The 23,940-nt window shown below is 65.4% G+C and carries 24 protein-coding genes and 2 pseudogenes; 16 read left to right on the top strand and 10 right to left on the bottom strand.

All coding sequences use genetic code 11. From position 1 onward, the window contains the following. Position 1 precedes the first annotated feature (1 nt). Positions 2-886 carry a UTP--glucose-1-phosphate uridylyltransferase GalU gene (gene galU, locus LXM88_RS04470; protein ID WP_262530806.1) on the bottom strand — a complete coding sequence of 295 codons (885 nt, stop codon included), beginning with the start codon at positions 884-886 and terminating at the stop codon, positions 2-4. A gap of 345 nt (positions 887-1,231) precedes the next feature. Between galU and LXM88_RS04465 the strand changes: the two genes are divergently transcribed. From LXM88_RS04465 to LXM88_RS04445, 5 genes are all read left to right on the top strand, one after another. Then, the gene (locus LXM88_RS04465; RefSeq protein ID WP_262530805.1) at positions 1,232-1,465 is read left to right on the top strand and encodes a flagellar transcriptional regulator FlhD; all 234 of its coding nucleotides are present in this window, start codon (positions 1,232-1,234) and stop codon (positions 1,463-1,465) included. A gap of 130 nt (positions 1,466-1,595) precedes the next feature. Continuing rightward, positions 1,596-1,904 (top strand): H-NS histone family protein, encoded by a 309-nt coding sequence (locus LXM88_RS04460; RefSeq protein WP_262531638.1) that lies wholly within the window; start codon positions 1,596-1,598, stop codon positions 1,902-1,904. A gap of 334 nt (positions 1,905-2,238) precedes the next feature. Continuing rightward, positions 2,239-3,438 (top strand): hypothetical protein, encoded by a 1,200-nt coding sequence (locus LXM88_RS04455; protein WP_262530803.1) that lies wholly within the window; start codon positions 2,239-2,241, stop codon positions 3,436-3,438. 66 nt (positions 3,439-3,504) lie between these two features. Beyond that, positions 3,505-4,611: a hypothetical protein gene (locus LXM88_RS04450; RefSeq protein ID WP_262530801.1), complete on the top strand. Its 1,107-nt coding sequence runs from the start codon at positions 3,505-3,507 to the stop codon at positions 4,609-4,611. Positions 4,612-4,708: 97 nt separating this feature from the next. After that, entirely contained in the window at positions 4,709-4,861 is a 153-nt protein-coding gene (locus tag LXM88_RS04445; RefSeq protein ID WP_262530799.1) for a hypothetical protein, read from the top strand. Between the two features lie 45 nt (positions 4,862-4,906). On the opposite strand, the gene LXM88_RS04440 is transcribed toward LXM88_RS04445, so the two are convergent. Both LXM88_RS04440 and LXM88_RS04435 read right to left on the bottom strand, forming a co-directional pair. After that, positions 4,907-6,307, bottom strand: coding sequence for an LLM class flavin-dependent oxidoreductase (locus LXM88_RS04440; RefSeq protein WP_262530797.1), 1,401 nt, complete (start codon positions 6,305-6,307; stop codon positions 4,907-4,909). Beyond that, complete coding sequence (locus LXM88_RS04435) at positions 6,304-7,563, bottom strand: monooxygenase (protein ID WP_262530795.1); 1,260 nt, start codon at positions 7,561-7,563, stop codon at positions 6,304-6,306. The genes LXM88_RS04440 and LXM88_RS04435 overlap by 4 nt, the downstream gene beginning before the upstream one ends. 292 nt (positions 7,564-7,855) lie before the next feature. Here LXM88_RS04435 and LXM88_RS04430 point away from each other — a divergent pair, with 292 nt between their 5' ends. Together LXM88_RS04430 and LXM88_RS37250 are read left to right on the top strand one after the other, a co-directional pair. Next, complete coding sequence (locus tag LXM88_RS04430; protein ID WP_262530794.1) at positions 7,856-9,094, top strand: SfnB family sulfur acquisition oxidoreductase; 1,239 nt, start codon at positions 7,856-7,858, stop codon at positions 9,092-9,094. 124 nt (positions 9,095-9,218) lie between these two features. Beyond that, a pseudogene (locus tag LXM88_RS37250) lies at positions 9,219-9,407 on the top strand (CsgG/HfaB family protein); the annotation flags it as partial. Here LXM88_RS37250 and LXM88_RS04420 read toward each other — a convergent pair. Next, positions 9,382-9,666, bottom strand: a pseudogene (locus LXM88_RS04420) (deoxyribose-phosphate aldolase); the annotation flags it as partial. The pseudogenes LXM88_RS37250 and LXM88_RS04420 overlap by 26 nt on opposite strands. Before the next feature lie 264 nt (positions 9,667-9,930). Here LXM88_RS04420 and LXM88_RS04415 point away from each other — a divergent pair. The 4 genes from LXM88_RS04415 to LXM88_RS04400 all read left to right on the top strand — a co-directional run bounded on the left by LXM88_RS04415 (position 9,931) and on the right by LXM88_RS04400 (position 12,872). Further along, the gene (locus tag LXM88_RS04415) at positions 9,931-10,737 is read left to right on the top strand and encodes a transporter substrate-binding domain-containing protein (protein ID WP_262530791.1); all 807 of its coding nucleotides are present in this window, start codon (positions 9,931-9,933) and stop codon (positions 10,735-10,737) included. Between the two features lie 65 nt (positions 10,738-10,802). Next, positions 10,803-11,489, top strand: a complete 687-nt coding sequence (locus tag LXM88_RS04410; protein ID WP_262530789.1) for an amino acid ABC transporter permease — start codon at positions 10,803-10,805, stop codon at positions 11,487-11,489. Beyond that, positions 11,486-12,136: an amino acid ABC transporter permease gene (locus LXM88_RS04405; protein WP_072437748.1), complete on the top strand. Its 651-nt coding sequence runs from the start codon at positions 11,486-11,488 to the stop codon at positions 12,134-12,136. Before LXM88_RS04410 ends, LXM88_RS04405 begins: the two co-directional genes overlap by 4 nt. Further along, a complete protein-coding gene (locus LXM88_RS04400) occupies positions 12,123-12,872 on the top strand; it encodes an amino acid ABC transporter ATP-binding protein (protein WP_262530786.1) in 750 nt (249 codons plus the stop codon). Before LXM88_RS04405 ends, LXM88_RS04400 begins: the two co-directional genes overlap by 14 nt. Positions 12,873-12,980: 108 nt before the next feature. On the opposite strand, the gene LXM88_RS04395 is transcribed toward LXM88_RS04400, so the two are convergent. After that, positions 12,981-13,658: a hypothetical protein gene (locus LXM88_RS04395; RefSeq protein WP_262530785.1), complete on the bottom strand. Its 678-nt coding sequence runs from the start codon at positions 13,656-13,658 to the stop codon at positions 12,981-12,983. A 63-nt stretch (positions 13,659-13,721) separates the two neighbouring features. Next, the gene (locus LXM88_RS04390; RefSeq protein ID WP_262530784.1) at positions 13,722-14,582 is read right to left on the bottom strand and encodes a PhzF family phenazine biosynthesis protein; all 861 of its coding nucleotides are present in this window, start codon (positions 14,580-14,582) and stop codon (positions 13,722-13,724) included. Positions 14,583-14,960: 378 nt separating this feature from the next. On the opposite strand from LXM88_RS04390, the gene LXM88_RS04385 reads away from it, so the two are divergent. After that, positions 14,961-15,641, top strand: a complete 681-nt coding sequence (locus LXM88_RS04385; RefSeq protein WP_262530783.1) for an NUDIX hydrolase — start codon at positions 14,961-14,963, stop codon at positions 15,639-15,641. Between the two features lie 35 nt (positions 15,642-15,676). Here the strand turns inward: LXM88_RS04385 and LXM88_RS04380 are convergent, their stop codons facing one another. Next, on the bottom strand, positions 15,677-16,648 hold the full coding sequence (locus LXM88_RS04380; RefSeq protein ID WP_262530782.1) for an AraC family transcriptional regulator: 972 nt from the start codon (positions 16,646-16,648) through the stop codon (positions 15,677-15,679). 94 nt (positions 16,649-16,742) lie between these two features. On the opposite strand from LXM88_RS04380, the gene LXM88_RS04375 reads away from it, so the two are divergent. Both LXM88_RS04375 and LXM88_RS04370 read left to right on the top strand, forming a co-directional pair. Next, the gene (locus LXM88_RS04375) at positions 16,743-17,576 is read left to right on the top strand and encodes an oxidoreductase (protein ID WP_262530780.1); all 834 of its coding nucleotides are present in this window, start codon (positions 16,743-16,745) and stop codon (positions 17,574-17,576) included. A 291-nt stretch (positions 17,577-17,867) separates the two neighbouring features. After that, the gene (locus LXM88_RS04370) at positions 17,868-18,704 is read left to right on the top strand and encodes an alpha/beta fold hydrolase (protein ID WP_262530778.1); all 837 of its coding nucleotides are present in this window, start codon (positions 17,868-17,870) and stop codon (positions 18,702-18,704) included. Between the two features lie 103 nt (positions 18,705-18,807). Here LXM88_RS04370 and LXM88_RS04365 read toward each other — a convergent pair whose 3' ends face one another. Further along, positions 18,808-19,728, bottom strand: coding sequence for a LysR substrate-binding domain-containing protein (locus tag LXM88_RS04365; protein WP_262530777.1), 921 nt, complete (start codon positions 19,726-19,728; stop codon positions 18,808-18,810). Positions 19,729-19,893: 165 nt separating this feature from the next. Between LXM88_RS04365 and LXM88_RS04360 the strand changes: the two genes are divergently transcribed. After that, complete coding sequence (locus LXM88_RS04360; RefSeq protein WP_262530776.1) at positions 19,894-20,544, top strand: LysE family translocator; 651 nt, start codon at positions 19,894-19,896, stop codon at positions 20,542-20,544. 56 nt (positions 20,545-20,600) lie between these two features. Next, complete coding sequence (locus LXM88_RS04355) at positions 20,601-20,975, top strand: gamma-glutamylcyclotransferase family protein (RefSeq protein ID WP_262530775.1); 375 nt, start codon at positions 20,601-20,603, stop codon at positions 20,973-20,975. A 43-nt stretch (positions 20,976-21,018) separates the two neighbouring features. On the opposite strand, the gene LXM88_RS04350 is transcribed toward LXM88_RS04355, so the two are convergent. Beyond that, positions 21,019-21,726, bottom strand: coding sequence for a DUF3142 domain-containing protein (locus LXM88_RS04350; RefSeq protein ID WP_262530773.1), 708 nt, complete (start codon positions 21,724-21,726; stop codon positions 21,019-21,021). 7 nt (positions 21,727-21,733) lie between these two features. Continuing rightward, positions 21,734-23,905 (bottom strand): hypothetical protein, encoded by a 2,172-nt coding sequence (locus tag LXM88_RS04345; protein ID WP_262530771.1) that lies wholly within the window; start codon positions 23,903-23,905, stop codon positions 21,734-21,736. Positions 23,906-23,940: the final 35 nt, after the last annotated feature.

Genomic DNA, 23,940 nt, shown 5'->3' with positions numbered 1-23,940 from the left:
GTCAGGCGACCAGCAACGCCGACATGCGCGTCTCCAGATAGCTTTCGAAATCCGCAGCCACTTCCGGGTGCCGCAGCGCGAACTCGACCGTTGCCTTCAGATACCCGAGCTTGCTGCCGCAATCGAAACGCGTGCCGTCGTAGCGGTGGGCGAGCACCTGCTCGTCCGTCAGCAGCGACTGGATCGCGTCCGTCAGCTGCAGTTCGCCGCCGGCGCCGGGCCGAAGCGCGCGCAGATGGTCGAACACCTTCGGCTTCAGCACGTAACGGCCCACGACGCCGAAATTCGACGGCGCCTTCGCCGGCTCCGGTTTCTCGACGATCCCGGACAGCTTGAACAGGTTGTCCTCCCAGCGTTTGCCGTCGATCACGCCGTACGACCTCGATTCGTCCGGCGCGATTTCCTCCACGCCGATCACCGACGCGTGATAGTGATCGAATACGTCGATCATCTGGCGCAGCACCGGCGTCGGGCCGTCCAGCAGATCGTCAGCGAGGATCACCGCGAACGGCTGGTTGCCGACGAGCTTTTCCGCGCACAGCACGGCATGGCCGAGCCCCAGCGCTTCGGCCTGGCGAACGTAAAAGCAATCGACGTGGCTCGGTTTGATGCTGCGAACGAGGGACAGCAGCTTTTCCTTGCCGCGCGCTTCGAGTTCGGCTTCGATCTCGTAGGATTTGTCGAAGTGGTCTTCGATCGCGCGCTTGCTGCGGCCGGTCACGAAGATCATTTCGGTGATGCCGGCGTCGATGGCTTCTTCGACCGCGTATTGAATGAGCGGCTTGTCCACGACAGGCAGCATCTCTTTCGGGCTGGCCTTGGTTGCAGGCAAGAATCGGGTGCCGAGACCTGCGACCGGAAATACGGCTTTCGTCACTTTCAACATGATTTCTGATTCCATCCGTTCAGGATTAGGACCAACGATACCGATGGCGGGCAATGCAGGAATGCAATCGTCGTTCGCCGGTGCTGTGCCGCTCGCGCGAATGGTCCGCGCGTCGTCCGAAAATCGTATGGGTGTTCCGGTTTCAGGTGTTGACCGAATCTAGGCTGAATCCGACAGCGATGAATCGCGAAATGCAATTGCCGATTTATTTCGTGTCGGATGCCATCTAGGAATTGTCGGCATGACGCCGGCCGCATGACATAGATTCAGGCATCCACTACTGGACGGTCCGGTAACGGCGCCGCGTTCGCGGCGCACGGAATCGCCGTCGGCACAGGAGCAGTCATGACCGGACAGGGCGATATCTTCGATGCAATCGCGGAATTCAACCGCGCGTATCTCGTGCTTGCGCAGCGCATGCTGCGTATCGACCGCGAAGAGGGCAAGCGGCAATTGGGAATCTCGGATGAAATTGCGGCGTCCATCGTCTCGTTGACGCCGGACCAGATCGATGAACTCGCGGCCAGTGGCGAACTGGTCTGTGAATTTCGCGCCGAAAACGCACCGGGGCGCGCGTGATCCGCTTTTCGGATTCAGGAATGCGAATTCAGGTCGCGCCTTTTCATGACATTGCATCGTGGAAATCCGGCGGTCGTATTGTTGCGCCCGTTCGGTCTTTTATAACGCCATAAAAATATGGAGGAATCGCATGGCTGGTTATCGCGAATTGAAAGCGCAAGCCGACGAATTGATGAAGCGCGTCGAGGAAGCGAGACTCGCCGAACTCGAGGCGGTCATACATGAGATCCGCACCCGGGCCGCCGAATATGGGCTGACAGCCACGCAGATATTCGGCCGCCCGGGCGGTGCCGGAAGACCGGCCGCGCGAAAGACCGCGGCACCGCCCAGGTATCGCGATCCGAAGACCGGCGCGACGTGGAACGGGCGAGGTCGCGTGCCCGGCTGGATCAAGGGCGGGCGTCGCGAACGGTTCCTGATCGAACGCAACGCCGCTTGAGCGCGTAGCGGAAAACCGGGGCCCAGCCTGTCAGGTTGCCGGCGAACAGCCTCGCGCACACGGGCCCGGCGAGGGCATCGCGATCGCGCGGCTGATCGAGCCATTGCTGGGGCCAGAGTCAAGATCGCGCAAGAATCCGATTGGCCCCGCCCCGCGTTGCGTCTATGCTTGTGCTACGCACGGGATGGTTGACGCGCGAAACAAGAACAATCTCGATCACGATCACGATAGGTCGGATTGACGGGGGATAACAATGATTCGCATTGCGATAACGGCCGTTCTAGCGGTCGCGTGTGGGGGAGGCTACGCCGCTGCCGCGTACGGGCAGGAGGACGTGACGCTCTACGCCGTTCATGAGCGAGCCATTTTCGACGGGAAGTACGGAAAGGTCGCCCGGGTGCAAGCCGTCCTCGACGGTATGGCGCGCGGCTGTGGATCTCCGGGCCTTAAGGCGAACGGAGTGTTCGATGCGAATTCCGCGCGAAGCGTGAAGGCCGTCGCGGCGTGCCCGGTATTGAAGGAAAAGCTGCCGGACGACTCTCCGGCATTCAAGGGTGCACTTACGCTTGAACTGTGGAAGCAATTGCTTCCCGATGTGCCTCCTCCTTCGGCCGATGAACGGGCGCAATCGCTGGTGCTCACCTACGAGGCGACCGATTACGACCATCTCGAATGGAACTTCTGCCAGAGCAAGCCACTCTGGTCGCCTGCTCACCCAGAGAAAACCTGCTTCAGCAACGATCGTTCCAGCTTCGTGACATGGGGGCCGCGGGGCGCCACTGCGGGAGGCGGCCAGGAAGTGCAGTGGATCGTCGCGCGCGTCGACGCCAGCGACCCCGCGCTCGTCGATCAGGCATTCGGCAGTGAGGCCGGCGCATTGCGCAAACTTGTCCACCTGAATGGTGAGTCGGCGCAAAGGCTTTTGTGCTCCGTTTTTGCCGACGAACCGCGACGTGCGGCATGGACGAACGGATTTGCGCGTTTCGGTTCGTTCGCCGCCGTGCGCACGGCCTATCAGCAGCACTATGCATCGGCCGTCAGCGATGCCGCGAAAATGCAATCGTTTTACAAACTGTACCGGAAGCTGGGCGTCGCGCCGACGGAGGTCGACTACGGATTTTTCCTCGACCGGTCGACACAGTCGTCGCCGCCGCGCGATCTCGACGCAACGGCCATGAAGATTCGCAAGTTCCTGTCATCCAACGGGTTGCCGCTCACTCCACCCAACGTCCGGCGAGCTTTCTCGCAGTTGTTCCCGACCTCGAATGTAGATGACGATCGTCTGGGGCGCGATGTCGCGTTCTTTGTCGACGCGATATCCGAAGCGGGATTGACCAAGAAAGAAACTCGCGCGTGGAATAAGAAGTGGCGCATGCGCGCGAGCGACGTCGGATTGTCGGACGCTCGGCCGGCTCCCACGTTGTCCATAGCGCCGACCATCGACTCGCCCGGATTTGCCGAGGCATTGTCTCCGCTGCCCCCGTGCCCCGCATCGCTTCTGCACCCTGTGCATCCCCCGAAACCAGCCGCTTGACATGCGTTTGGCGCGTCGTCTGGCGACGCGGCTCGATCACAACAACTCGAAATGACGGGGGAGGTTATGAATTTCACTTACCCGGCAATCGTATCGGCGCTTCTTATGCTGACGGCGGGCTGTTCCACGGTGCCACAGAGTTTTCAACTGACCGCGACGCCATTGATGAAGGCCAGCGACGCGCTGGCGGCCGTGGCGGCAAAATCTGCTTCGGGGGGAGAGGTCGGAGATGGAAGAGGAACGCCGCCTCAGTCGCTGTCAAACTTTCAGGCTGTCAACCTGCTGGTTCAGGATTCCGAATCGAGATGCGCGGATTTCGTCAATTCGCTGTTCTCGCAGATGGCCGGATCGGGGTTTGCATTCGATGTGCTTGGCACCATTTCTTCCGCGCTGGCGACCGTGTTCACCCCGCTCACTGTCGTTCATTCCCTTACCGCTGGCAGCACCGTGTTCGGTGCCGCAAAGACCGGCATCAGCGCCAACTATTTGAACACCTTGTCCATTTCGCACGTCGCCCAATCGATACAGTCGACTTATCAGGCGGACATCCAAAAATACATCGGGTATCTGAATGGGCTCGACCAGAATGGGCGGCAAAATATCGACGTCTATGCGGAGCGAAGTGTGATCCTGTCGTACCACAATGAATGTTCGCTTGCGTGGGCCGAGGGCACCATTTCGGTGGCGCTGCAGCCCCCGCAGTCAGAGCAGTCCACCGGGTCAGGCGGTCAGTCGATCAGTGTCAAGTACACGGTGCCGAAGGCTGGCCAAGCCGTCGCGGCAGTCGCGGACGGCGTGGCATCCGCGGTCGCCGCGAGCAGCGACTTTCAGAAGGCCAACGTTACGGCCACATCGAAAAATGGCATTGTCACGTTTGCAATGAGGAAGACGTTCCCGCTGGACGCGTCCGCGCGCCCCGGCAAGCCCAGTACGCAAGTCGCCGTGAACAACGACAGTTCCCCAGTGACGTTGACGATCAGCGGCAAGCCCGCTGGCGGCGACGTTATCACAATCACGGGAACCCCGACGTCCCCGGGTGCATCGAAGGCGGGAACTGGAAGCAGCAGCGGCACCAACGCAGCAACCGGGGGTAGTGGCGGAACGAAGGCAAACAATAGTGGAATCAGTGTCAGGCCCAGTGCTGCGGTGCTGCGTGTACCGGCGCTTCGTTGACAGCGGGAATCGTCAAGATAGCAAAATAACTTGTCTTGCCCGGCGGCGATCCGCAGCACCGGTGTCGGCCGGGCGTTCACCCTGCGATATCGGCCAGGTGCTTGTGCTGTTCGTGCTGCCGATCCTGCAGGCCCGTCTCGATTCGACATTGTTCCGGGTCGTCGCGATCCGTGCCGTCACGCCGATCGTGTATCCGTTGATCGTGCGTGACGCGCCGACGGCGCACGACATCGACGACGGCATCGCGTGAACGTCGCCGGCCCGCACGCGGGCCGACCAGCCGCCCGCCTTGCCGTCACGCGAAGGTCGCTATCTGCTCGGCATCGCGCTTGACCTGCTCGATATCGCGAAACTGCGCGGCCGGATGCTCGTCCGGCAGCCGCGCCGTGCCGCCGAAGAGTTTCTCGCGCAGCGTGCCCGGTGCATATTGCGTCGGATAGACGCCACGCCGCTGCAGTTCCGGAACGAGGTAGCGCACGACGTCTTCGAAGGTTTCATGCGCGACCGCATACGCGAGGTTGAAGCCATCCACGTCGGTCGCGGCAACCCATTCCTGGAGGATGTCCGCCACGGTCGCCGCCGACCCGACGAACACCGGGCCCATTCCGCCGATGCCGCCCCATGCCGCCAACGCCTCGATCGTCCACGCGGTGTCGCCGCCCGCCAGGTGCTCGACCGCCGAAACGATCGCGTTGGTTTCGACGCGCCTGACGGGATCGGCTGGCGCATACTGGCCGAAGTCGATGCCGGTCCACCCGGACATGAACACCAGCGAGCCGTCGTACGACACATAGCGGCGGTACTCGTCGAACTTGGCCTGCGCCTTCTCGTCGGTTTCGTCGACGATCACCGTGACAAGGTTGTAGATCAGCACCTTGCGCGCATCGCGTCCCGCGGCGGCGGCCTGCGCGCGCACATCGGCCACGTAGCGCGCGAGCTGCTCGCGGGTCGGCGCAGCGACGAACACGCATTCGGCGTGCTGCGCGGCGAACGCCTTGCCGGGGCCGGACGCGCCGGCCTGGAACAGCACCGGCGTGCGCTGCGGCGACGGTTCGCACAGGTGATAGCCGGGCACGTCGAAGAAGCGGCCCTTGTGGCCGATCTCGTGCACCTTCTCGGGATGCGTGAACACGCGGCCGTCGCGATCGCGCACCACCGCGCCGTCTTCCCAGCTGCCCTCGAACAGCTTGTACAGCACCTCGACGTATTCGGCCGCGACCGCATAACGATCGTCGTGCGTGCGCAGGCCGCGATCGCCGACGTTCTTCGCGCCGCTCTCCAGGTAGGACGTGACGATGTTCCACGCGAGCCGGCCCTTCGTGTGATGGTCGGCGGTCGACAGCCGGCGTGCGAACGTGTACGGGTGCTCGAACGTCGTCGACGCGGTGATGCCGATGCCGAGATGCTCGGTCGCCATCGCGATCGGTGCGGCAAGCTGCAGCGGGTCGTTGACCGGGATCTGCGCGGCCTGGTGCAGCGCGTGGTAGTTGCTGCCCTGGTAGACGTCGTAATAGCCGATCACGTCCGCGATGAAGATCGCGTCGAAGATCCCGCGTTCGAGGATGCGGGCGAGATCGGTCCAGTAGTCGAGATCCTTGTACTGCCACGAACGGTCGCGCGGATGCGCCCACAGCCCCGGCGACTGATGGCCGACGCAGTTCATCTCGAATGCGTTGAAGCGAATGGTCTTGCTCATCGCGCGGCTCCCGGTTCCGCGCCGGCGCTCGTGCCGTTGCCGACGCGCCAGACGAACGGCGGCGTGCGGCCGTTGATGACCCAGTCGCCGACGATCCTGGCCTTGTAGACGAGCGGGTTGTGCGACGACACCGTGCGCGCGTTGCGCCAGTGGCGGTCGAGCGCGGTCGTGCTGCGCGTGGCGGACGCACCGAGTGCGTCGAACAGGCGCGTCGCGGCGCGCAGCACGAGTTCGGACACGACGAGCTGGCTCTGCGCGGATTCGATTTCGGCCGCGACGTTCGCGTCGTGCTCGGCTGCTTCGTCGCCGCCGAAGCGCGTCTCGTAAGCGAGCTGAAGCGGCTGCGCGGCACGCAGCGCGAGCGCGTCGGCCGCATACGCCCACGACGCGATCTCGCCGATCACCTGCTGCAGCTGTGCGTCGTCGCACGCGCGCGTCGCGTTGCCGTGGCTGTACACGCGGGTGCGAGTACGCACGAGTTCGCCCGCGTCGCGCACGATCGCGTGGCCGATGCCGGCCAGCGTCGCGACGTGGAAGAGTTGGTAGAACGCGGTCTGGTACTTGAAGCGGCGTGCGAAGTCGATCACGTCGTGCGCGTCGACCGTCGCGTTCTCGAAGCGCGTCGTGCCGCTGCCGGTGGTTGTCTGGCCGAAGCCGTCCCAGTCGTCTTCGCGGATCACGCCGGGCTGCGCGGTCGCGACGGCGACGATCACGTCGCTGCCGTCGTGTGCGCGCTGCGCGAACACGTCGATCCAGTCGGCGAACAGGCTGCCCGTGCTGTAGAACTTCCGCCCGTTCAGCACCAGCCGGCCGTTCTGCTCCGACACCTTCGTATGGGTCTGGCCGAGCGGCACGTCGCCGGCCTCCGACCACGCGTTGCCGACGAGCTGGCCGCTTGCGAACCGGTCGAACCATGTCGCGCGTTGCGGCCCGGGCGGCGCGTTCAGCCAGTCCTCGACGAACGCGAAGTGTCCGCGCAACGCCTGCGGCAGATTGGAATCGGCGGCGGCGAGCTCGATCAGCAGCCGGAACAACTGCGGCAGCGATGCGCCGGCGCCGCCGTCGCGTACCGGCAGCCGTACCGCGCCGAAGCCGGCCGCCTTCAGCCAGCCGATCGCTTCGTGCGGCTGTTCGCGGCGACGTTCGCGTTCGGCGGTGCCGGTTGCGATGCGGTCGAATATCGGCCGGAACCGGCTCGCGAGTGCGTCGTAGTCGGTGCCGGTGGAAAGGTCGGTGTCTGCGTGCGACGAAGTCATGCGGATTTCCTCGAAGAGCGGGGCCGTTTGCGCCGGGAGGCCAGTATAGGAAGCGCAGGGCGGGCGTTCCAATAACGGATTCGCAGATCGTTATCGTCGATGAGCATTACGCGGACTAGCCGGGAGCGCCCTGGCGCTCGGGCATCGATTGCGACGCAGAAGCACGATGTCGCGTGCGAGACTCTCCATGTCGTTTGTGATCCGAAGGAATATCGTTCCGAGAATCCCTCGGTTTGCCGACCTGCAACGTGCTGCTAGATTGAATGCTTTCGCCATTCGACAGGAGAGCCCGATGTCAGATACGAGCGCCACGATTCAGGAGCGGTCGGCCGAAGCGAAACCGCAAGTGGCCCGCGTGATCGCCGACGATGCGCAGGCGATCGCGGCCGCGCATGCGCTGGCGCAGCGGCTTGCTGAAGGCGCTGCCGAGCGGGACCGGGAGCGCCGGTTGCCGCGCGACGAGATCGAATGGTTCTCGCAGTCGGGGCTATGGGCGATCACGGTGCCGAAGGCATACGGCGGTGCGGGCGTATCGCATGTGACGCTCGTCGAGGTGATCAGGATTATTGCGGCGGCCGATGCGTCGCTCGGACAGTTGCCGCAGAATCATTTCGGGCTGGTCGACGTGATCGCGCTGGTCGGCACCGACGCGCAGAAGCGTCATTTCTTCGCGGAAGTGCTGAGCGGCAAGCGGTTCGGCAACGGTTTCTCGGAGAAGGGGACGAAGCACGTGCTCGATCTGAAGACGCGCGTGCGCCGTGACGGCGACGGCTATGTCGTCGACGGCACGAAGTTCTACTCGACGGGCGCGCTGTTCGCGCATTACGTGCCGGTGCTCGGTCTCGACGACGCGCAGCACGCGTGGCTTGCCTACGTGCCGCAGCCGAGCCCGGGGCTGACCGTGATCGACGACTGGTCGGGGTTCGGGCAGCGCACGACCGCGAGCGGCACGGTGGTGCTCGACGGCGTGCGCGTGCCCGCGTCGCATGTGCTGCCCGCGCAGCGCGTGTCGGACGAGCCGACGCTCAATGGCCCGCTGTCGCAGATCATCCAGGCGGCGATCGATGCCGGCATCGCGAAAGCGGCCATCGACGATACGCTGGCGTTCGTGCGCACCCGCACGCGGCCGTGGGTCGACAGCGGCGTCGAACGGGCGGCAGACGATCCGCTGATTCTCCGCGAGATCGGCCGTCTGCACATCCAGCTTCATGCGGCGGAAGCGCTGCTCGAACGGGCGGCGCGCACGCTCGACGAGATCGGCGCGCGCGGCACGGTGACCGACGACGATGTCGCGCGCGCGTCGGTCGCGGTCGGCGAAGCGAAGGTGCTGACGACCGAGATCGCGCTGCTCGCGGGCGAGAAACTGTTCGAACTGGCCGGCACGCAGTCGACGCTCGCCGAGCATAATCTCGACCGGCACTGGCGCAATGCGCGCACGCATACGCTGCACGATCCGGTGCGGTGGAAATATCACCTCGTCGGCAACTACTACCTGAACGGCGTGCGTCCGGCGCGCCATGCGTGGAATTGAGCCGCTCGCGTTCTTCGGCTTCAACGACGTGCTGTATTTCTTCCTGTCGTGGCTGTCGAGTTACCTGACTAACTATCAGCACCTGAATATCAAACAGATGAGCGTCGCCGGCATCTTGCCGTGGCTGGGCGCGACGATCGTCTGCAGCGCGCAGAAGCCATATGCCGGCAAGCCGGTCGCGATTGCGGTCGGCAAGTTTGATAACCGTTCGAGCAATATGCACGGCATCGTCTCGGACGGAATTGACCAACTCGGCGGTCACCGTTGCCGCACCCCGACACACCTCAAATCGCGGGCGCAGTCGCGCGGTCGCGTACGCCGCCCGACGCCTTCACGCCGAGGTCCGGCCCGACCGTGCCGCGCATCGGCGCGATATCCGCGAGCGTCGCGCCGCCGTGGCTGAACCCCGTCGACGTCTTCACGAACGCGACGCCGAGATCGCGGCACATCTCGCCCACGCGCACTTTCTCGTCGTCGCTCAGCAGCCCCGTCTCGAGGATCACCTTCAGCGACACCGCGCCGCATGCGTGCTGCACGGCCGCGATGTCGGCCTTCACGTCGTCGGCGCGGCCCGGCCCGTCCTTCCGCGACCGCCGGCCGATTCGTCTGGTCAGACTGGTCGGATGGTTTGGTGCATGGACGCGCGCCGCGAACGGGAAATCGCGGCGTTCGGCATCGATTCATGCACCGAAATGAGGAATGCATTTCGGCATGCATGGAGGCTATTGCCGACAATTGAAGCGTTAAGCGGGGGTGGCCCGGTTTTTGCTGAAGTGGGGATGGCCGCGCAACGGTTGCGCGCTGCCCGACGACAGACGAGACAAGGAAGACTCACCGTGAATTCGATCACCCGACCGTTCCCCCGACGCGCATGGCTGGCTGCGCTGATCGCCGCGCCCGTGGTGGCGCTGTTTGTCGCCGCGCCTGCGCGCGCCGATGCGCTCGACACCATTGCGAAAAGCGGCGCGCTGCGCGTCGCGGTGCCGGAGGACTATCCGCCGTTCGGCTCGGTGGGTACCGACATGCAGCCGCAGGGCTACGACATCGACATGGCCGAGTTGCTTGCGAAATCGCTCGGCGTGAAGCTGAAGCTGGTGCCCGTGAACAGTGCGAACCGGATTCCGTATCTGACGACCAACAAGGTCGACATGGTGATCTCGTCGCTCGGCAAGACGCCGGAGCGCGAGAAGGTGGTCGACTTCTCGACCGCGTATGCACCGTATTTCCAGGGCGTGTTCGGGCCGGCCGACGTGAAAGTGAGCACGCCCGCCGACCTGAATGGCAAGACGGTCGGCGCCACGCGCGGCGCACTCGAGGAGATCGCGCTGTCGCAGGTCGCACCGAACGCGACGATCAAGCGCTTCGAGGACAACAACGCGACGATTCAGGCGTTCCTGTCCGGGCAGGTGCAGTTGATCGCGGCCGGCAACATCGTCGCAGCGGCAATTCTCGCGAAGAATCCGCCGCGCCGGCCCGAGGTCAAGTTCGTGATCAAGAATTCGCCGTGCTTCGTCGGCGTGAACAAGAACGAAGCACGCCTGCTCGCGAAGATCGACGACGCGATCGCACATGCGAAACAGGACGGCACGCTGAGCGCGATGTCGAAGAAGTGGCTCGGGCAGCCGTTGCCTGCCGGCCTGTGAGCGATCGCCGCCGTGCCTGCGACGGCGCGGCGATCGCTATCTGAACCCGATCCTTCCCATCTGTCATGAGCTATCAGCTTCGATTCGGCGAGCTCGCCGAATACGCCGGCATGTTCGCGAGCGGCGCGGCGACCACGTTCGCGCTGACCGCCGTCGCGACCGTGCTCGGCGTTTCGATCGGCGTGCTCGGTGCGGCCGCGTACAGCGCCGACGCGCGCGCGGCCGTGCGGCTGCGCCCGTTGGTCGGCGCGTACGTCGAGGCGGTTCGCAATACGCCGTTCGTCGTCCAGCTATTCTTCATCTTCTTCGGATTGCCGGCGCTCGGCGTGCGCATCGACGAATACACGGCCGCGATTCTCGCGATGACGCTGAATCTCGGCGCGTACTCGGTCGAGATCGTGCGCGCGGGCGTCGCCGCCGTGCCGAAGGGGCATCTCGAGGCGGCCGCCGCGCTTGCGATGTCGCGCGCGCAGATGCTGCGCCACGTCGTGTTGCCGCAGGCGCTCGCGAAGGTGTTTCCGGCGCTCGCGAGCCAGATCGTCATCACGATGCTCGGCTCGGCCGTCGTGTCTCAGATATCGGTGGCCGATCTCACCTATGCGGCGAGCTATATCCAGTCGCGCAATTTCCGCTCGTTCGAAACGTATTTCGTGATCGCGTTCGCGTATCTGGCGATGGCGCTGGTGCTGCGCGCCGTGCTTGGGTCGATGGGGCGTCGCCTGTTCTCCCGCCGTGTGCGAGGTGCGAGATGATCGATTTCACGTTCGGGCAGATTCTTGCAAACCTGCTGCTCGCCGCACGCTGGACGGTCGTGCTGTCGATCGTGTCATTCCTGTCCGGCGGTCTCGTCGGCCTCGGGTTGCTCGTGATGCGCGTATCGAACTCGCGCGTGCTGCGCAGTTGCGCGAAGCTGTACATCGAGGTGTTCCAGGGAACCCCATTGCTGATGCAGCTGTTTGTCGTGTTCTTTGGCCTGCCGCTCATCGGTCTCGATGTGTCGCCGTGGGTTGCGGCCACGGCCGGCCTCACGTTCTTCACGAGTGCGTATCTCGCGGAAATCTGGCGCGGCTGCGTCGAGGCGGTGCCGAAAGGGCAGTGGGAGGCATCGGCAAGCCTCGCGATGAGCTACGTCGAGCAGTTGCGTCATGTGATCCTCCCGCAGGCCGCGCGCATCGCGATCGCGCCAACCGTCGGTTTCGGCGTGCAGGCCGTGAAGGACACGGCGCTGGTGTCGATCATCGGCTTCACCGAGCTGACCAAGGTCGGCGTCGCGATCTCGAATGCGACGTTCCGTCCGTTCGTCGTGTACGGGCTCGTCGCGCTCATCTATTTCGCACTCTGTTATCCGCTTACCCGTTACGCGCGCACGTTGCAAAGGAGATGGAATGCCGCTCGTTGAAACCCGTGGTCTCGAAAAGAATTTCGGTACCCATCATGTGCTCAAGGGCATCGATTTCTCCGTCGAACGTGGGCAAGTCGTGTCGATCATCGGCCGCAGCGGCTCGGGCAAGAGCACGCTGCTGCGCACGCTCAACGGGCTCGAGAGCATCGACGCGGGCACGATCGCGATCGACGGCGAACGCGTCGATGCGCGACACGCGGACTTGCGTGCACTGCGGCTCAAGGTCGGGATGGTGTTCCAGCAATACAACCTGTTTCCGCATCTGAGCGCCGGACAAAACGTGATGCTCGCGCAGTCGGTCGTGAAGAAGTCGCATCGCCAGCAGGCGCGCGCGATCGCGGAGCTGATGCTCGAGCGTGTCGGCCTCGGCGACAAATTCGACGCGTTTCCGGAACAGCTGTCGGGCGGTCAGCAGCAGCGCGTCGCGATTGCGCGCGCGCTCGCGATGAAGCCGAGCGTGCTGCTGTGCGACGAAATCACGTCGGCGCTCGATCCGGAACTTGTCGGCGAGGTGCTGGGTGTCGTCGAGCAACTCGCACGCGACGACATGACGTTGATCATGGTCACGCACGAGATGAACTTCGCGCGCGCGGTGAGCGACAAGGTGGTGTTCATGCATCAGGGCAGGGTCTGGGAGAGCGGGACACCGGAGGAGATCTTCGCGCGACCGGGGACGGTGGAGTTGAAGCGGTTCCTCGGAGGGCTTCAGAAGACGGAAGCGTTCGCGAGCTGACGGCGGGCCGGTCCGCTCCGCGGATGTTCGTGATGGTGCTTGATCTGCTTCGAGCCGCGGTGGCGTGTCGCTCGCGTCGCACGTCAGTTCGCTCGGCGCACACGACGCTCACGCGTATGCATGGATCAGCGTGTCGAGATTGCGTTGCGCGAGCGGCGTGAGCGGCGCGAATTCCGCCGATCGGAACAGCGGAGCTTGCCCGCGCAGTTGTTCGAGCGCCTGCTTGCGGCCGGCACGGAAGGCCGCCGACGGCGCGTCCGGATCCTGCGCCCACTCCCGCGCGATCGCGCGGTCGTACTCGCGCAGCCGGTCGGGCGCGGCCGCGAGGATCGCGAGATCGGCATCGAGAAGAATCCACCCGGCGCGCTGCAAGTCCGGATCGGACGCGAACGGTTCGGGCAGCCGGTGCGACTTCGTCGCGAGCACGAGATCGTGTGCAGCGGACACATGCGATGCGTGCGCATGCAACCACGACGCGGTGCAGCGTTCGTTCGTGACCTGCACGAGCCAGTGCGCGCTGCGCGCTTCGTTGTCCGCATAGTCGGGCAGCGTCGTCGCGTAGACGAAATCGTGCGCCCATACGGCGAGCTCGATGGCCGGCCACAGCGGTTCCGTGCGATACGGCGCGAGGTGTGCGAACAGTTCCGCCAGGTGCGCGAGCGTGTGGTAGAAGCGCTGCGGCTCGCTGTATGCACGCTCGACGAGCGGCCACACAGCGGCCGTGCCGAAGCAGGCGTCGCAGGATGCGCGCAGCGTGCGGGCGAGGTCGGGAGTGAGGGTGTTCATGTCGACGATCGGCTCGGGCAAGCGATGCGCGCAGCATAACAAACGCGGCGGCGAGTGCCGTTTCTACACGTTGACGGTGCCGCGCCCGAGTTCGATCACACGGCCCCCGACGCCGATTTCGCCGTTCGCGCTGACCGACAGCCGCAGCCGACAAGGCCGGCCCACGGCGTCGCCCTGCTCGACCTGAAAGGCCGCGGGCAGCTCGTGTCGGGCGGCAAGCAGCCAGCCACCGAGGTTCGCGCAAGCCGATCCGGTGCCCGGGTCCTCCGAAATGCCGCCGCCCTGTTTCACGAAGAAATAGCGGGAGACCACGTTCCCGGGACGCTCGGCGTCGAATGCGAACACGTACGCGGTCTTGCGGCCGAGGCTGCTTTTCGGCCAGATGTCGACGCACGCGCTGTCGGGCTGCGCGCGGCGCACGGCGCCGGTGTCCTTGAGTGCGACCAGCAGTTGATCGGCGCCCGTATCGACCCAGATAGGCGGCGCGAGCAGATCGTCTTCGGTCAGCCCCAGCAATGCCGCCGTCCGGGCATCCGGCAACTCGCACGCTGCCGTCTTCGGCATGCCCGCGTGCGGTGCGGTGAACGTCCACACGTCGCCGTGCGCATCGACGTCGACCACCCCGGCCTTGAATTCGAGCGAGAGCGCGTCGCCGGCATTCAGCAGGTCACGCACGACATGTGCGGTGCCGAGCGTCGGATGGCCCGCAAAGGCCATCTCGTACCCCGGCGTGAAGATGCGGACCCGCGCATGCGCGCGGTCGGACGGCAACACGAAGGTCGTTTCGGACAGGTTGAACTGCACGGCCAGTGCCTGCATGGTCGAGTCGTCCATGCCGCGCGCATCGTCGAATACGCAAAGCGGGTTGCCGCCGAACGTCGATTCGGCGAATACGTTCAGCAGGCGAAAGGCGTACGTGGTCATTTGAATCTCGCGTGGGTGTGACGATTACCCGACTCTGGAACAGGGTTGAGCGGCGGCTTGCGCCGGCGTGATCGCTGCATGCCGTTGCCGTGCAGTGCGCCATTGTGCCCGCAAGATGCGATGAGGGGCGCGACGTACGTGCGATCTGTTTTTCATGCATGATCGGGGTTACCCGACGGGTCGACTGCGATCCGCTCCGGGCATGCGAATTTCCGCAGCACTGGCGGATATTTTTACGCTGGAGCAGGCGATCGCGCGTCAGCGCCCGCCATTTTGCGATCGCATGCGAACACCGATTCATCCTGTTTCACGACAACGACGCCGCGCCCATGCAATACGTGTCGGGTTCAGTGTCGCTCAGCGCGTGCAGATTGAAGCATGCAGGAGGAACGCATGGAATCCGACAGAAGCGCCCCGCATACCGACGGCGGGCTTGCCGGCACACACGCGAATGCGGGCTCGCCGCAGGCCGTCCTGGAAACGATCGTGCGCGGTGTGGAAGGCTTCCGGATCCCTGCCGACACGGATTGGTCGACGGCGAAGCAAACCCTCTCAGACACTGACGGACAGTGGAAACTCTCGGCCGTCCTGGTCGCGATCGTCGCGCGGCGCGAACCGACGATCCTGCTGACCAAGCGTTCGTCCGGGCTCAGCGAATACTCGTCGCACGTGAGTTTCCCGGGCGGCCGTCCGGCGGAGACCGACGGCACCATTGGCGCGACCGCACTGCGCGAAGCGTTCGAGGAGATCGGCCTCGCGCCCGGCGCGATCCGCGTGATCGGGTGCCTGCCGATTCATAAAACCAGAAAGCGCAATCACGCGATCTTTCCCGTGATCGGCATCGTGCCGGAAACGGCTCAATGGGAGGCGGCACCGGCCGAAGTCGAGGAGATCTTCGAGTTTCCGTTCGCCGCGCTGCTGAATCCGGATCTGCCTCGGCAATACAGTGACGGCGAACGCGCGGGCGCGTTGTATTGGGCGGACCAGCCGCAAGACATCTGGGGCGTGACCGCGCGCATCCTGAAGTCGCTGGCAGGTCTGGTGCTCGACGCTGCGTGACGAAAGGGTGCGCCGCGGTCAGGCGCTGACGCACTTCAATGCGACGACACAAAAACCGCATCCTCGAACGCTTCAGGAATCGCGAAACTCTCGCGCATGCGCTGCGTTTCCTTTGCCGGCGTCAGGCCGAACAGACGCTTGAATTCCCGGCTGAACTGCGACGGGCTCGTATAACCCACCGCATAGCCGGCCGCCTCGGCCGTCAGGTCCTGGCGCACCATCAGCAGCCGGGCCTGATGCAGGCGTGTCGACTTCAGGTACTGCATCGGCGACACCTGCGTGATCGCCTTGAAGTGGCTGTGAAAGCTCGGCACGCTCATGCCGGCCTCGTCGGCCAGTTGCGACACGTCGAGCGGCCGCGCGTAATCGGCATGGATCACGCGCAGCGATCGGCCGATCCGGCCGAACTGCCCGCGCATCGCGAGCGCGCTGCGCATCGCGCTGCCCTGCGCGCCGGTCAGTACGCGGAAATACAGCTCGCGAAGCAGCGCCGGGCCGAGCACCGCGGCTTCGAGCGGCCGCTGCAGCGCCTCGACGAAGCGCAGCACCGACGCGTGCATCGCGTCATCCATCGGCGTCGACATCATGCTCCTGGGGGCCTGCACGTGTTCCGCCACGCCTTCGCGGTCGATCTGCGCCGCGAGTTCGGCGGCCATCGTGAAATCGAGGTGCAGATACAGCGCGAGCAGCGGGCGCTCGGGCGTTGCGTCGGTTTCCATGCTGAACGGGACGGGCACGGACACGGCGAGGTAGTGGTGTTCGTCGTACAGATAGCGTTCGCCGCCGAAGTAGCCGCGCTTGCAGCCCTGGCACACGATCACGATTCCCGGGTCGTACAGGACCGGCGTGCGCGACAGCGCGCGGTTCGAACGCAGGATGCGCACGCTCGGCAGCGCCGTCAGGTTGTAGCCTTCGTCGGGCGCCAGCGTGCGCAGCAGCGCGACCAGGCGTTTCCGGTTGCGCGGCGACGGCGACGGATGTCGGGCAGGGGAGGACTCGGCGCTCATAGTTTTGTGCAAGAAAATCAGCGGAATCGGGCTTATTCGACGTTGTTCGTCAGACTAGCATGCATGCTTCGATCGACATTCGGGAGAAGCGAACATGGCATCCGGCAACCTCATGCTCATCACCGGCGTCAGCAGCGGCTTCGGCCGCGCGCTGGCACAGGCGGCGCTCGCGGCCGGCTACACGGTGGTCGGCACCGTGAGAAGCGCGCAGGCGGCACGGGAATTCGAAGCGTTGTCCGCGCAGGCGGCTTTCGCGCGCGTGCTCGACGTGACCGACTTCGATCGCATCGACGGCATCGTCGCGGAAATCGAAGCGAACGTCGGGCCCGTGGACGTGCTGGTGAACAACGCCGGCTACGGGCACGAAGGCATCATGGAAGAAGCGCCGCTGGCAGAGATGCGCCGGCAGTTCGACGTGAACGTATTCGGCGCGGTCGCGATGATGAAGGCCGTCGTGCCGTTCATGCGCGCGCGGCGGCGCGGCCGCATCGTGAACATCACGTCGATGGGCGGCCACATCACGATGCCGGGGATCGCCTATTACTGCGGCAGCAAATTCGCGCTGGAAGGCATTTCCGAAACCCTCGGCAAGGAACTCGAGCCTTTCGGCATTGCGGTGACGGCCGTGGCGCCCGGTTCGTTCCGCACCGACTGGGCCGGCCGCTCGATGGCGCGCACGCCGCGCTCGATCGCCGACTACGACGCGATCTTCGACCCGATCCGCAACGCGCGCGAGGAGAAGAGCGGCAAGCAGCTGGGCGATCCCGCGAAAGCGGCTCGGGCGATGCTCGCGGTCATCGCGGCGGAACATCCGCCCGCACATCTGTTGCTCGGCAGCGATGCATTGCGGCTGGTGCGAGACAAGTTGTCGGCACTGGAACAGGAAATCCGTGCATGGGAGGCCGTGACGGTGTCGACGGACGGCTGACGAGGCTGACGATCGGCCGGGCGGGGCGCGCGAATCCGGATGCCCCGTTTCGCACGGGGCGTCGTTGACGCGATGCAGCACGGCAAGAAAACACCTTGATGGACAGTCGGTCCGACTTGCCGTGCATCTCGTCCGGGCGCACCGGCGTGGTGCGCATGCCAGGCGCTCATTCACCGTCAGCGGATGGTCGGCAGTCGCGGTGCACCGTCGCATCGCGGTTTCACAAAAATGCTGATAATGGCTTTCGGCCGTACGCCGTGTTCGTCCAACTCACCACAGGAGTCAATCGCGATGCCATACGTCACAACGAAAGATAACGTCGAGATCTTCTACAAGGACTGGGGCCCGAAGGACGCACAGCCCATCGTCTTCCATCATGGCTGGCCGTTGTCGGGCGACGACTGGGATGCGCAGATGCTCTTCTTCGTTCAGAAGGGCTATCGCGTGGTTGCGCACGACCGGCGCGGCCACGGGCGGTCGGCGCAGGTGTCGGACGGCCACGACATGGATCATTACGCAGCGGACGCGTTCGCAGTCGTCGAAGCGCTCGACCTGCGCAATGCGGTGCATATCGGTCATTCGACCGGCGGCGGCGAAGTTGCCCGCTATGTCGCGAAGCACGGCGAGCCGGCCGGTCGCGTCGCGAAGGCCGTGCTGGTCAGCGCGGTGCCGCCGCTGATGCTGAAAACGGAATCGAACCCGGAAGGCTTGCCGATCGACGTGTTCGACGGCTTCCGGAAGGCGCTCGCCGACAATCGCGCGCAGTTCTTCCTGGACGTGCCGAGCGGCCCGTTCTACGGGTTCAACCGCGAAGGTGCGACGGTGCATCAGGGTGTCATCCGGAACTGGTGGCGGCAGGGGATGGAGGGCGGCGCGAAGGCGCATTACGACGGCATCAAGGCGTTTTCGGAAACGGATCAGACCGGGGACCTGAAGTCGATCACCGTGCCGACGCTGGTGCTGCACGGCGAAGACGACCAGATCGTGCCGATCGCGGATTCGGCGCTGAAGTCGGTCAAGCTGCTGCAGAACGGCACGCTCAAGACGTATCCGGGCTTTTCGCACGGGATGCTGACGGTGAACGCGGACGTGCTCAACGCCGACCTGCTGGCGTTCGTGCAGGCGTAACCGTGGCGGCGCATGCCCGCTGCGGCGGGCTGCGTCGTGATCGACGGCAGGCGACACCCGGCAGCGCCGCTGGAAACGGCTGCCGGATCGCCGGCCACACGCGTCATCCCAACCCGTTGAAACGAATGCCCGGATACGTCAGCCGCGGCATCCGGCTTTCGAGGAACGCGTGCAGTTCGCGCACCTGCGCGGCCTTGCCGGAATCCTCCGGCCAGACGAGGTAGTACGCGTCGCCGGTGCTGACCGCCGTCTTGAACGGCAGCACGAGCTGCTTCGCATCGATTGCGCCGGCGCACAGCGCGAGGTCGCCAATCGAGATGCCGTGGCCGGCGATGGCCGCGGCGATTCCCTGTTCGAGCATGTCGAACACTTGGCCGCGCGTGATATCCACGTCCAGATCGTGGCCGCTGCCGTTGAGCCAGCGGCGCCAGTCGCGGCGATCGGGCGATGGATGGATCAGCTCGCAAGCAGCCGGATTCGCGCGCGCGACTGCCGCGGTTGCACGCGAGCACACCGGAATCAGCCATTCGTCGAACAGCTTCACGCAGTGCGAGGCCTCGCCGAACTTGCCTGCGCCGAGCAGGATCGCGCAATCGTAGGACTCGCTGAAAAAATCGACGGTATCGACATCCATCCACACGCTCGCGATCTGCACCTCGAAGGCGGGCCGCGTCGCGCGAAACGCGGCGAGCGCGTCGAGCAGCCAGCGCATCGTGAGCGTGGACGGCGCCTTGAGCCGCAGCACGTCGCGTTGCGTCTGGAACAGCATGCACGCTTCCTCGATCTGCCGGAAACCGCGCCTGAGGCCCGACGCGAAGATGTGTCCTTCCGCCGTGACCGTCATCCTGGGGCCGCGCCGGACGAACAGCTTGCGGCCGAAGTAGGCCTCGAGCGTCCTGACGTGCTTGCTGACCGCGCTTTGCGTGAGGCTCAGTTCGTCGGCGGCAAGCGTAAACGAGCCGGTACGCGCGGCGCTCTCGAACGCGCGCAATGCATAGACGGGAGGAAGCGGTTTGGCTTTCACGGGTTTTGAATATGAATGAAACTCATGTCATCCGACAGGATTTTCCGTTTTTCAGCGGTGGCCTGCACACGCAATACTACCCAAAACCGCGACAACGGACGTGCCAGGCCTCGACGAGGCCACCGTGACAGGTGCGCACATCGAGCCATTCAACAACTTTTAGTCATGTCACTCCATTACCCTCTGCTGTTCGCCTATCTCGCCGCGATCGTGTTGCTCATCGCGACACCCGGCCCGGTCGTCATGCTGGTGGTCGGCACCGTTGCGCGGCGCGGCTTCCGTCAGGGCGTGCTGACCGCGGTGGGCGCGAATGCCGCGAGCCTCGTGATGATCGCGATGGCGATGCTGATGGTGTTCGGCGTCGTGCTCGTCAGCGATCGCCTGCTCAAGGGCTTGCACGTGGCGGGTTGCGTATTCATCGCCGTGCTGGCAATCCGCACGCTGCTTGGCGAATGGCGCGCCGGACGCACGCGCGGCGGCGGCGGCGCTGCAGAAGGCGAACCGGCATCGCGCGCGCGGCGTTTGCCCGGTGTCGTGCGCGGCTTTCTCGTCGGCATCGCGAATCCGAAAGACCTGCTGTTCTTTGTCGCGTTCTTTCCGCAGTTCGTCGGCATCACGCCGGACTCGCGCGTGAGCCTCGCGATCCTGGCCGCACTGTGGATCGCGGTCGATTTCACGATCCTGGCCGGCTACATGGCCGCGATCAATCATCCGCTGCTTCATCGCAAGCAGCGCTGGATCACGGCGTCGTCGGCGGGCGCGCTGCTCGTGATCGCGCTCGCGGGGCTCGGCGGCGCGCTGGCGGGCTCCGCGTAGCGGATCGGCGATCTGCGTTACGCTTCGTCTGCGCTGATCTTTTTATCGAGCTCATCATGTCCAGCCCCAGACAGACTTTCTCCGAACACCTGTTTTCGTACGGCACGCTGCAACTCGAACGGGTACAGCTCGCCACCTTCGGCCGCAAGCTCGACGGGCACGCGGACGCGATGCCGGGATATGCGATGACGATGCTGAAGATCGACGACCCCGAGGTTGTCGCGACCAGCGGCAAGACCCATCATCCGGTGGTGGCCTATACGGGCCGATCCGGCGACCGCGTGACCGGCACCGTGTTCGCGCTCACCCGTGAGGAACTTCAGCACGCGGACGACTACGAAGTCGACGCGTATCGCCGCGATCGCGTCGTACTCGAGTCGGGTGTCGCGGCGTGGGTGTACGTGGACGCCAGTTCGCCGCACCCGGGCTGAATCCGGTGCGCGGGCAGGATCGACGGTGGCGCGTGGTCGTCCGCTAGCGGTTGCGCAGGAACACGACGTAGCCGCGGAACCACGGATTCGTCGCGAGGTACGGCGGCGCGTCCCACTCGCCGCCCTGGATCACGCCGATCCGAAACGGCAGTTGCAGCCGCGCGACGCGCGGCAGGTAGGCCGCGTAGTCGGGGATCGTGCTGCGCCCCTGGTAGGTCTGCACGACCACTTCGTCGACGATACCCCTGAGCTGGTTGACCTGGTCGGTATCGATGCGGCTGCTCCAGTCGAGCAGCCCCGTGATGCTCAGCCGGCAATCGGCGGGCAAGGTCTCGCGCAGCGTGCGAAGGAATTCCAGGTAGTCCTGCAGATGGCGCGTACGTGCATCGAAGTCGATCTGGATGCCCGCGATCGTGCGGCCCGACGCGCGCCAGCGCTCGAGCTGCGCCAGCATGATCTGCGTAACGCGCGGCGTCCAGTGCAGCGTATGCGCACGATAGACGAGCCAGACGTGCGCGTTCGGCGCGGGCGGCAGTGCGACGCCCTGCGCGATGACGCGCACCTGCGATTCGTCGCGCGGCGACGCTTCGATCTGCCCTTGCAGCACGTAGACGGCGCGCGCGCTGCGGACGACCGCCTGCGGCTTCACGCCGGCCCACAGCCAGAACGTGTCGTACTGCGCGGGATCGACGGTGCCGGCCAGCGCGACGCGTGCGGCCAGCAGCAGCGCGACGCACGTTATGCGCTTCACGCCGTGCTCACCAGTAGTAGCGGAGCTTCTGCGCCCACGGGCTGCCCGGATAGGTGGCCTTCAGCGTATCGAACCAGCGCTTGCGCGTGTTCTTCGGCACGTCCTTGCCGCCGCATTCGTTGCTGCCCCCCGGCGCATAACACTTGATCGCGCGGTAGAGCGCATACGCGCGGTCGTTCGGGTTCGCCTGCGCATCGGCCATCACCGTCACGTAGCTCGACATCCGCTCGTACGGCTTGCCCGCGAACTGCGACGGCGCTGCGCCGAGCGTCGGCGGTACGCGCGTGGCGGTCGTCGACGATGCGTTGCGTATCCACAGCGGCACCGGATCGCTTTCGAGACCGGCCGCGGGCGGATGCAGGCGCGCGAAATCGGCGAGGCAGTTCAGCCCTTTCGCGTCGCCGGGGTTCTGCTGCAGCGTCGCGGCGATGTCGCGCGCAGACGGGCACGTGTAGCCGTCTTCGTTCCTGACGCCGGGCGCGACGAACGGCTTCAACGGATCGGCAGGCGTGCCGGACACCAGCGCGGCGTCGGCGAGGAAGTCGGCGTAGTGCGAGCGCGTGAGCTCCTTGTACAGCAGCGCGTACAGCGCGGTGTCGCGCAGCGCGCCGCCGGTCGCCGGGTTCTGCGCCTGTGCGCGCAGCAGGTCGGCACTGGCCGAACGCTGCAGCAGGATCGCGCGGAGCGCGGCGTTCTGCACGGGTGAATCGTCGGCGAACACGTCGTTGACGAGCCCGGCCTGCTCCAGGTTGATCGCGAGCGCGAGTTCCAGCGCCTCGCGCTGGAAGCGGAATTTCGCGAGCGGGATCAGGTCGTGCCACAGCTGGCGGGCCTTGTCGCTCTGGCCGCTGTCTTCCAGCGCGAACCCGCGCAACGCCTGCTGGCTCAGGCCGAAGTAGTCGAGCGGCACGGCGGGCGTCTGCGGCAGCAGTTCGAGCGCGGCATCCGGCTTGTGCCCGATCTGGACATACCAGGTCGCGAGCAGGTAGTCGTAGAGCGCGGGCGCGTTCGCGAAGCGCGGCTTCTGCGCCTGCAGGTCGTCCAGCGTCAGCGGCTTGCTGCGGCTCGAACTGCTGCTGTCCGACGTACGCATGCGCAGCAGGTCGACGGTCGCGAGCACGGTCGGCGACTGGATCTGGGCCGCGTCGAAGTCCGACCCGAACAGCAGCTTGCTGTCGAGTTCGTTCGCCAGTTGCATCAGCGGCACGTTCGACGTCGCGGGCGACCAGCGCGCGAGCGCGTGGCCATAGAGGTCCGCCTGCTGCGTGACGTTGCCGCCGAGCCACGCGACCCGCCGCAACAGCCCGGACGCCGACACCGCATAGTGCCCCTGCGGATACACCTTCAGGTAGGTGCGGAACACCGTGTTCGCGGCGTCGAGCGACACCTTCGTCACGCGCGCGCGCGACGGCGTCGGGTTGTCGTTGTCGAATGCGTTGGCCTGCGCGGCGTTCAGCTGCGCGCGCCCGACCATGTAGAGCCCGGTCTCCTTCAGCCACGGGTTCGCGCTGTGCGATGCGTTCGCGAAGGCTTTGGTCGCGGTGAGGAAGTCGGCGCGGTAGAACGCGTTCGTGCCGTCGAGGTAGGCCGCGAGCTGCTGGCCGAGCGGCGATTTGACCGGCGGCTTCGTCCACGCGGCGCTCGCGCCGCCTGCGGCACAGGTCTTCTGCGCGATGTCGGCGCGCGCCGCGCGAAGGCGTGCGGCTTCGTCGGCGGGGACGCCGCTCGCGCCGTTCAGAGCGTCGTTGAATGCATCGGCGCCCGCGTTCATGCTGCGGCAGATGCTGCCTTCGCCGTCGGCATACCGGTTCGACGGCGCATCGGCATCCGCCGCGCCGCCGGTCTTGTCAGGCTGCTTCTGGCCGATGTCGATCCACCCGGAAAAGTCGAGCGGGAACGGCACGATGATCTGGTTGATCCGGTCCTTCGCCGGGATGGTCTTCGGGTCCGGAAACACCTGCGCGACCTTGCCGCTGTCGACCATCATCAGCATCGCGTTGATGCGCGTGTCGTTGGCGGGGCTCAGCATCGGTACGTTGCTGCACGAGTACGTATTCTGCCGGAGCGTGGCCGGCGCGTAGCAAGTGTCGTCCGAGCTGGCGTGGGCGCCGGGGATCCAGAACAGGCTGGCCGCCAGCGCGGCGAACAGGTTTCGTTGCAGCAATGGGTTTCTTGGCATTTTTCTTGTGCTGGGGTGGGGCCGCGACGGCCGGG

It is taken from the genome of Burkholderia sp. S-53, from assembly GCF_025560745.1.
Lineage (GTDB): Bacteria > Pseudomonadota > Gammaproteobacteria > Burkholderiales > Burkholderiaceae > Burkholderia > Burkholderia pyrrocinia.
Note: the sequence above shows the minus strand (reverse complement) of the source record. Positions and strands in the feature narration are given on the sequence as shown.

Excerpts from the sequence above, each read along its gene's own strand:
- galU (WP_262530806.1), bottom strand. The coding sequence starts at position 886 with ATGTTGAAAGTGACGAAAGCCGTATTTCCGGTCGCAGGTCTCGGCACC.
- LXM88_RS04465 (WP_262530805.1), top strand. The coding sequence starts at position 1,232 with ATGACCGGACAGGGCGATATCTTCGATGCAATCGCGGAATTCAACCGC.
- LXM88_RS04460 (WP_262531638.1), top strand. The coding sequence starts at position 1,596 with ATGGCTGGTTATCGCGAATTGAAAGCGCAAGCCGACGAATTGATGAAG.
- LXM88_RS04450 (WP_262530801.1), top strand. The coding sequence starts at position 3,505 with ATGAATTTCACTTACCCGGCAATCGTATCGGCGCTTCTTATGCTGACG.
- LXM88_RS04440 (WP_262530797.1), bottom strand. The coding sequence starts at position 6,307 with ATGAGCAAGACCATTCGCTTCAACGCATTCGAGATGAACTGCGTCGGC.
- LXM88_RS04435 (WP_262530795.1), bottom strand. The coding sequence starts at position 7,563 with ATGACTTCGTCGCACGCAGACACCGACCTTTCCACCGGCACCGACTAC.
- LXM88_RS04430 (WP_262530794.1), top strand. The coding sequence starts at position 7,856 with ATGTCAGATACGAGCGCCACGATTCAGGAGCGGTCGGCCGAAGCGAAA.
- LXM88_RS04410 (WP_262530789.1), top strand. The coding sequence starts at position 10,803 with ATGAGCTATCAGCTTCGATTCGGCGAGCTCGCCGAATACGCCGGCATG.
- LXM88_RS04405 (WP_072437748.1), top strand. The coding sequence starts at position 11,486 with ATGATCGATTTCACGTTCGGGCAGATTCTTGCAAACCTGCTGCTCGCC.
- LXM88_RS04400 (WP_262530786.1), top strand. The coding sequence starts at position 12,123 with ATGCCGCTCGTTGAAACCCGTGGTCTCGAAAAGAATTTCGGTACCCAT.
- LXM88_RS04395 (WP_262530785.1), bottom strand. The coding sequence starts at position 13,658 with ATGAACACCCTCACTCCCGACCTCGCCCGCACGCTGCGCGCATCCTGC.
- LXM88_RS04390 (WP_262530784.1), bottom strand. The coding sequence starts at position 14,582 with ATGACCACGTACGCCTTTCGCCTGCTGAACGTATTCGCCGAATCGACG.
- LXM88_RS04385 (WP_262530783.1), top strand. The coding sequence starts at position 14,961 with ATGCAGGAGGAACGCATGGAATCCGACAGAAGCGCCCCGCATACCGAC.
- LXM88_RS04380 (WP_262530782.1), bottom strand. The coding sequence starts at position 16,648 with ATGAGCGCCGAGTCCTCCCCTGCCCGACATCCGTCGCCGTCGCCGCGC.
- LXM88_RS04375 (WP_262530780.1), top strand. The coding sequence starts at position 16,743 with ATGGCATCCGGCAACCTCATGCTCATCACCGGCGTCAGCAGCGGCTTC.
- LXM88_RS04370 (WP_262530778.1), top strand. The coding sequence starts at position 17,868 with ATGCCATACGTCACAACGAAAGATAACGTCGAGATCTTCTACAAGGAC.
- LXM88_RS04360 (WP_262530776.1), top strand. The coding sequence starts at position 19,894 with ATGTCACTCCATTACCCTCTGCTGTTCGCCTATCTCGCCGCGATCGTG.
- LXM88_RS04355 (WP_262530775.1), top strand. The coding sequence starts at position 20,601 with ATGTCCAGCCCCAGACAGACTTTCTCCGAACACCTGTTTTCGTACGGC.
- LXM88_RS04345 (WP_262530771.1), bottom strand. The coding sequence starts at position 23,905 with ATGCCAAGAAACCCATTGCTGCAACGAAACCTGTTCGCCGCGCTGGCG.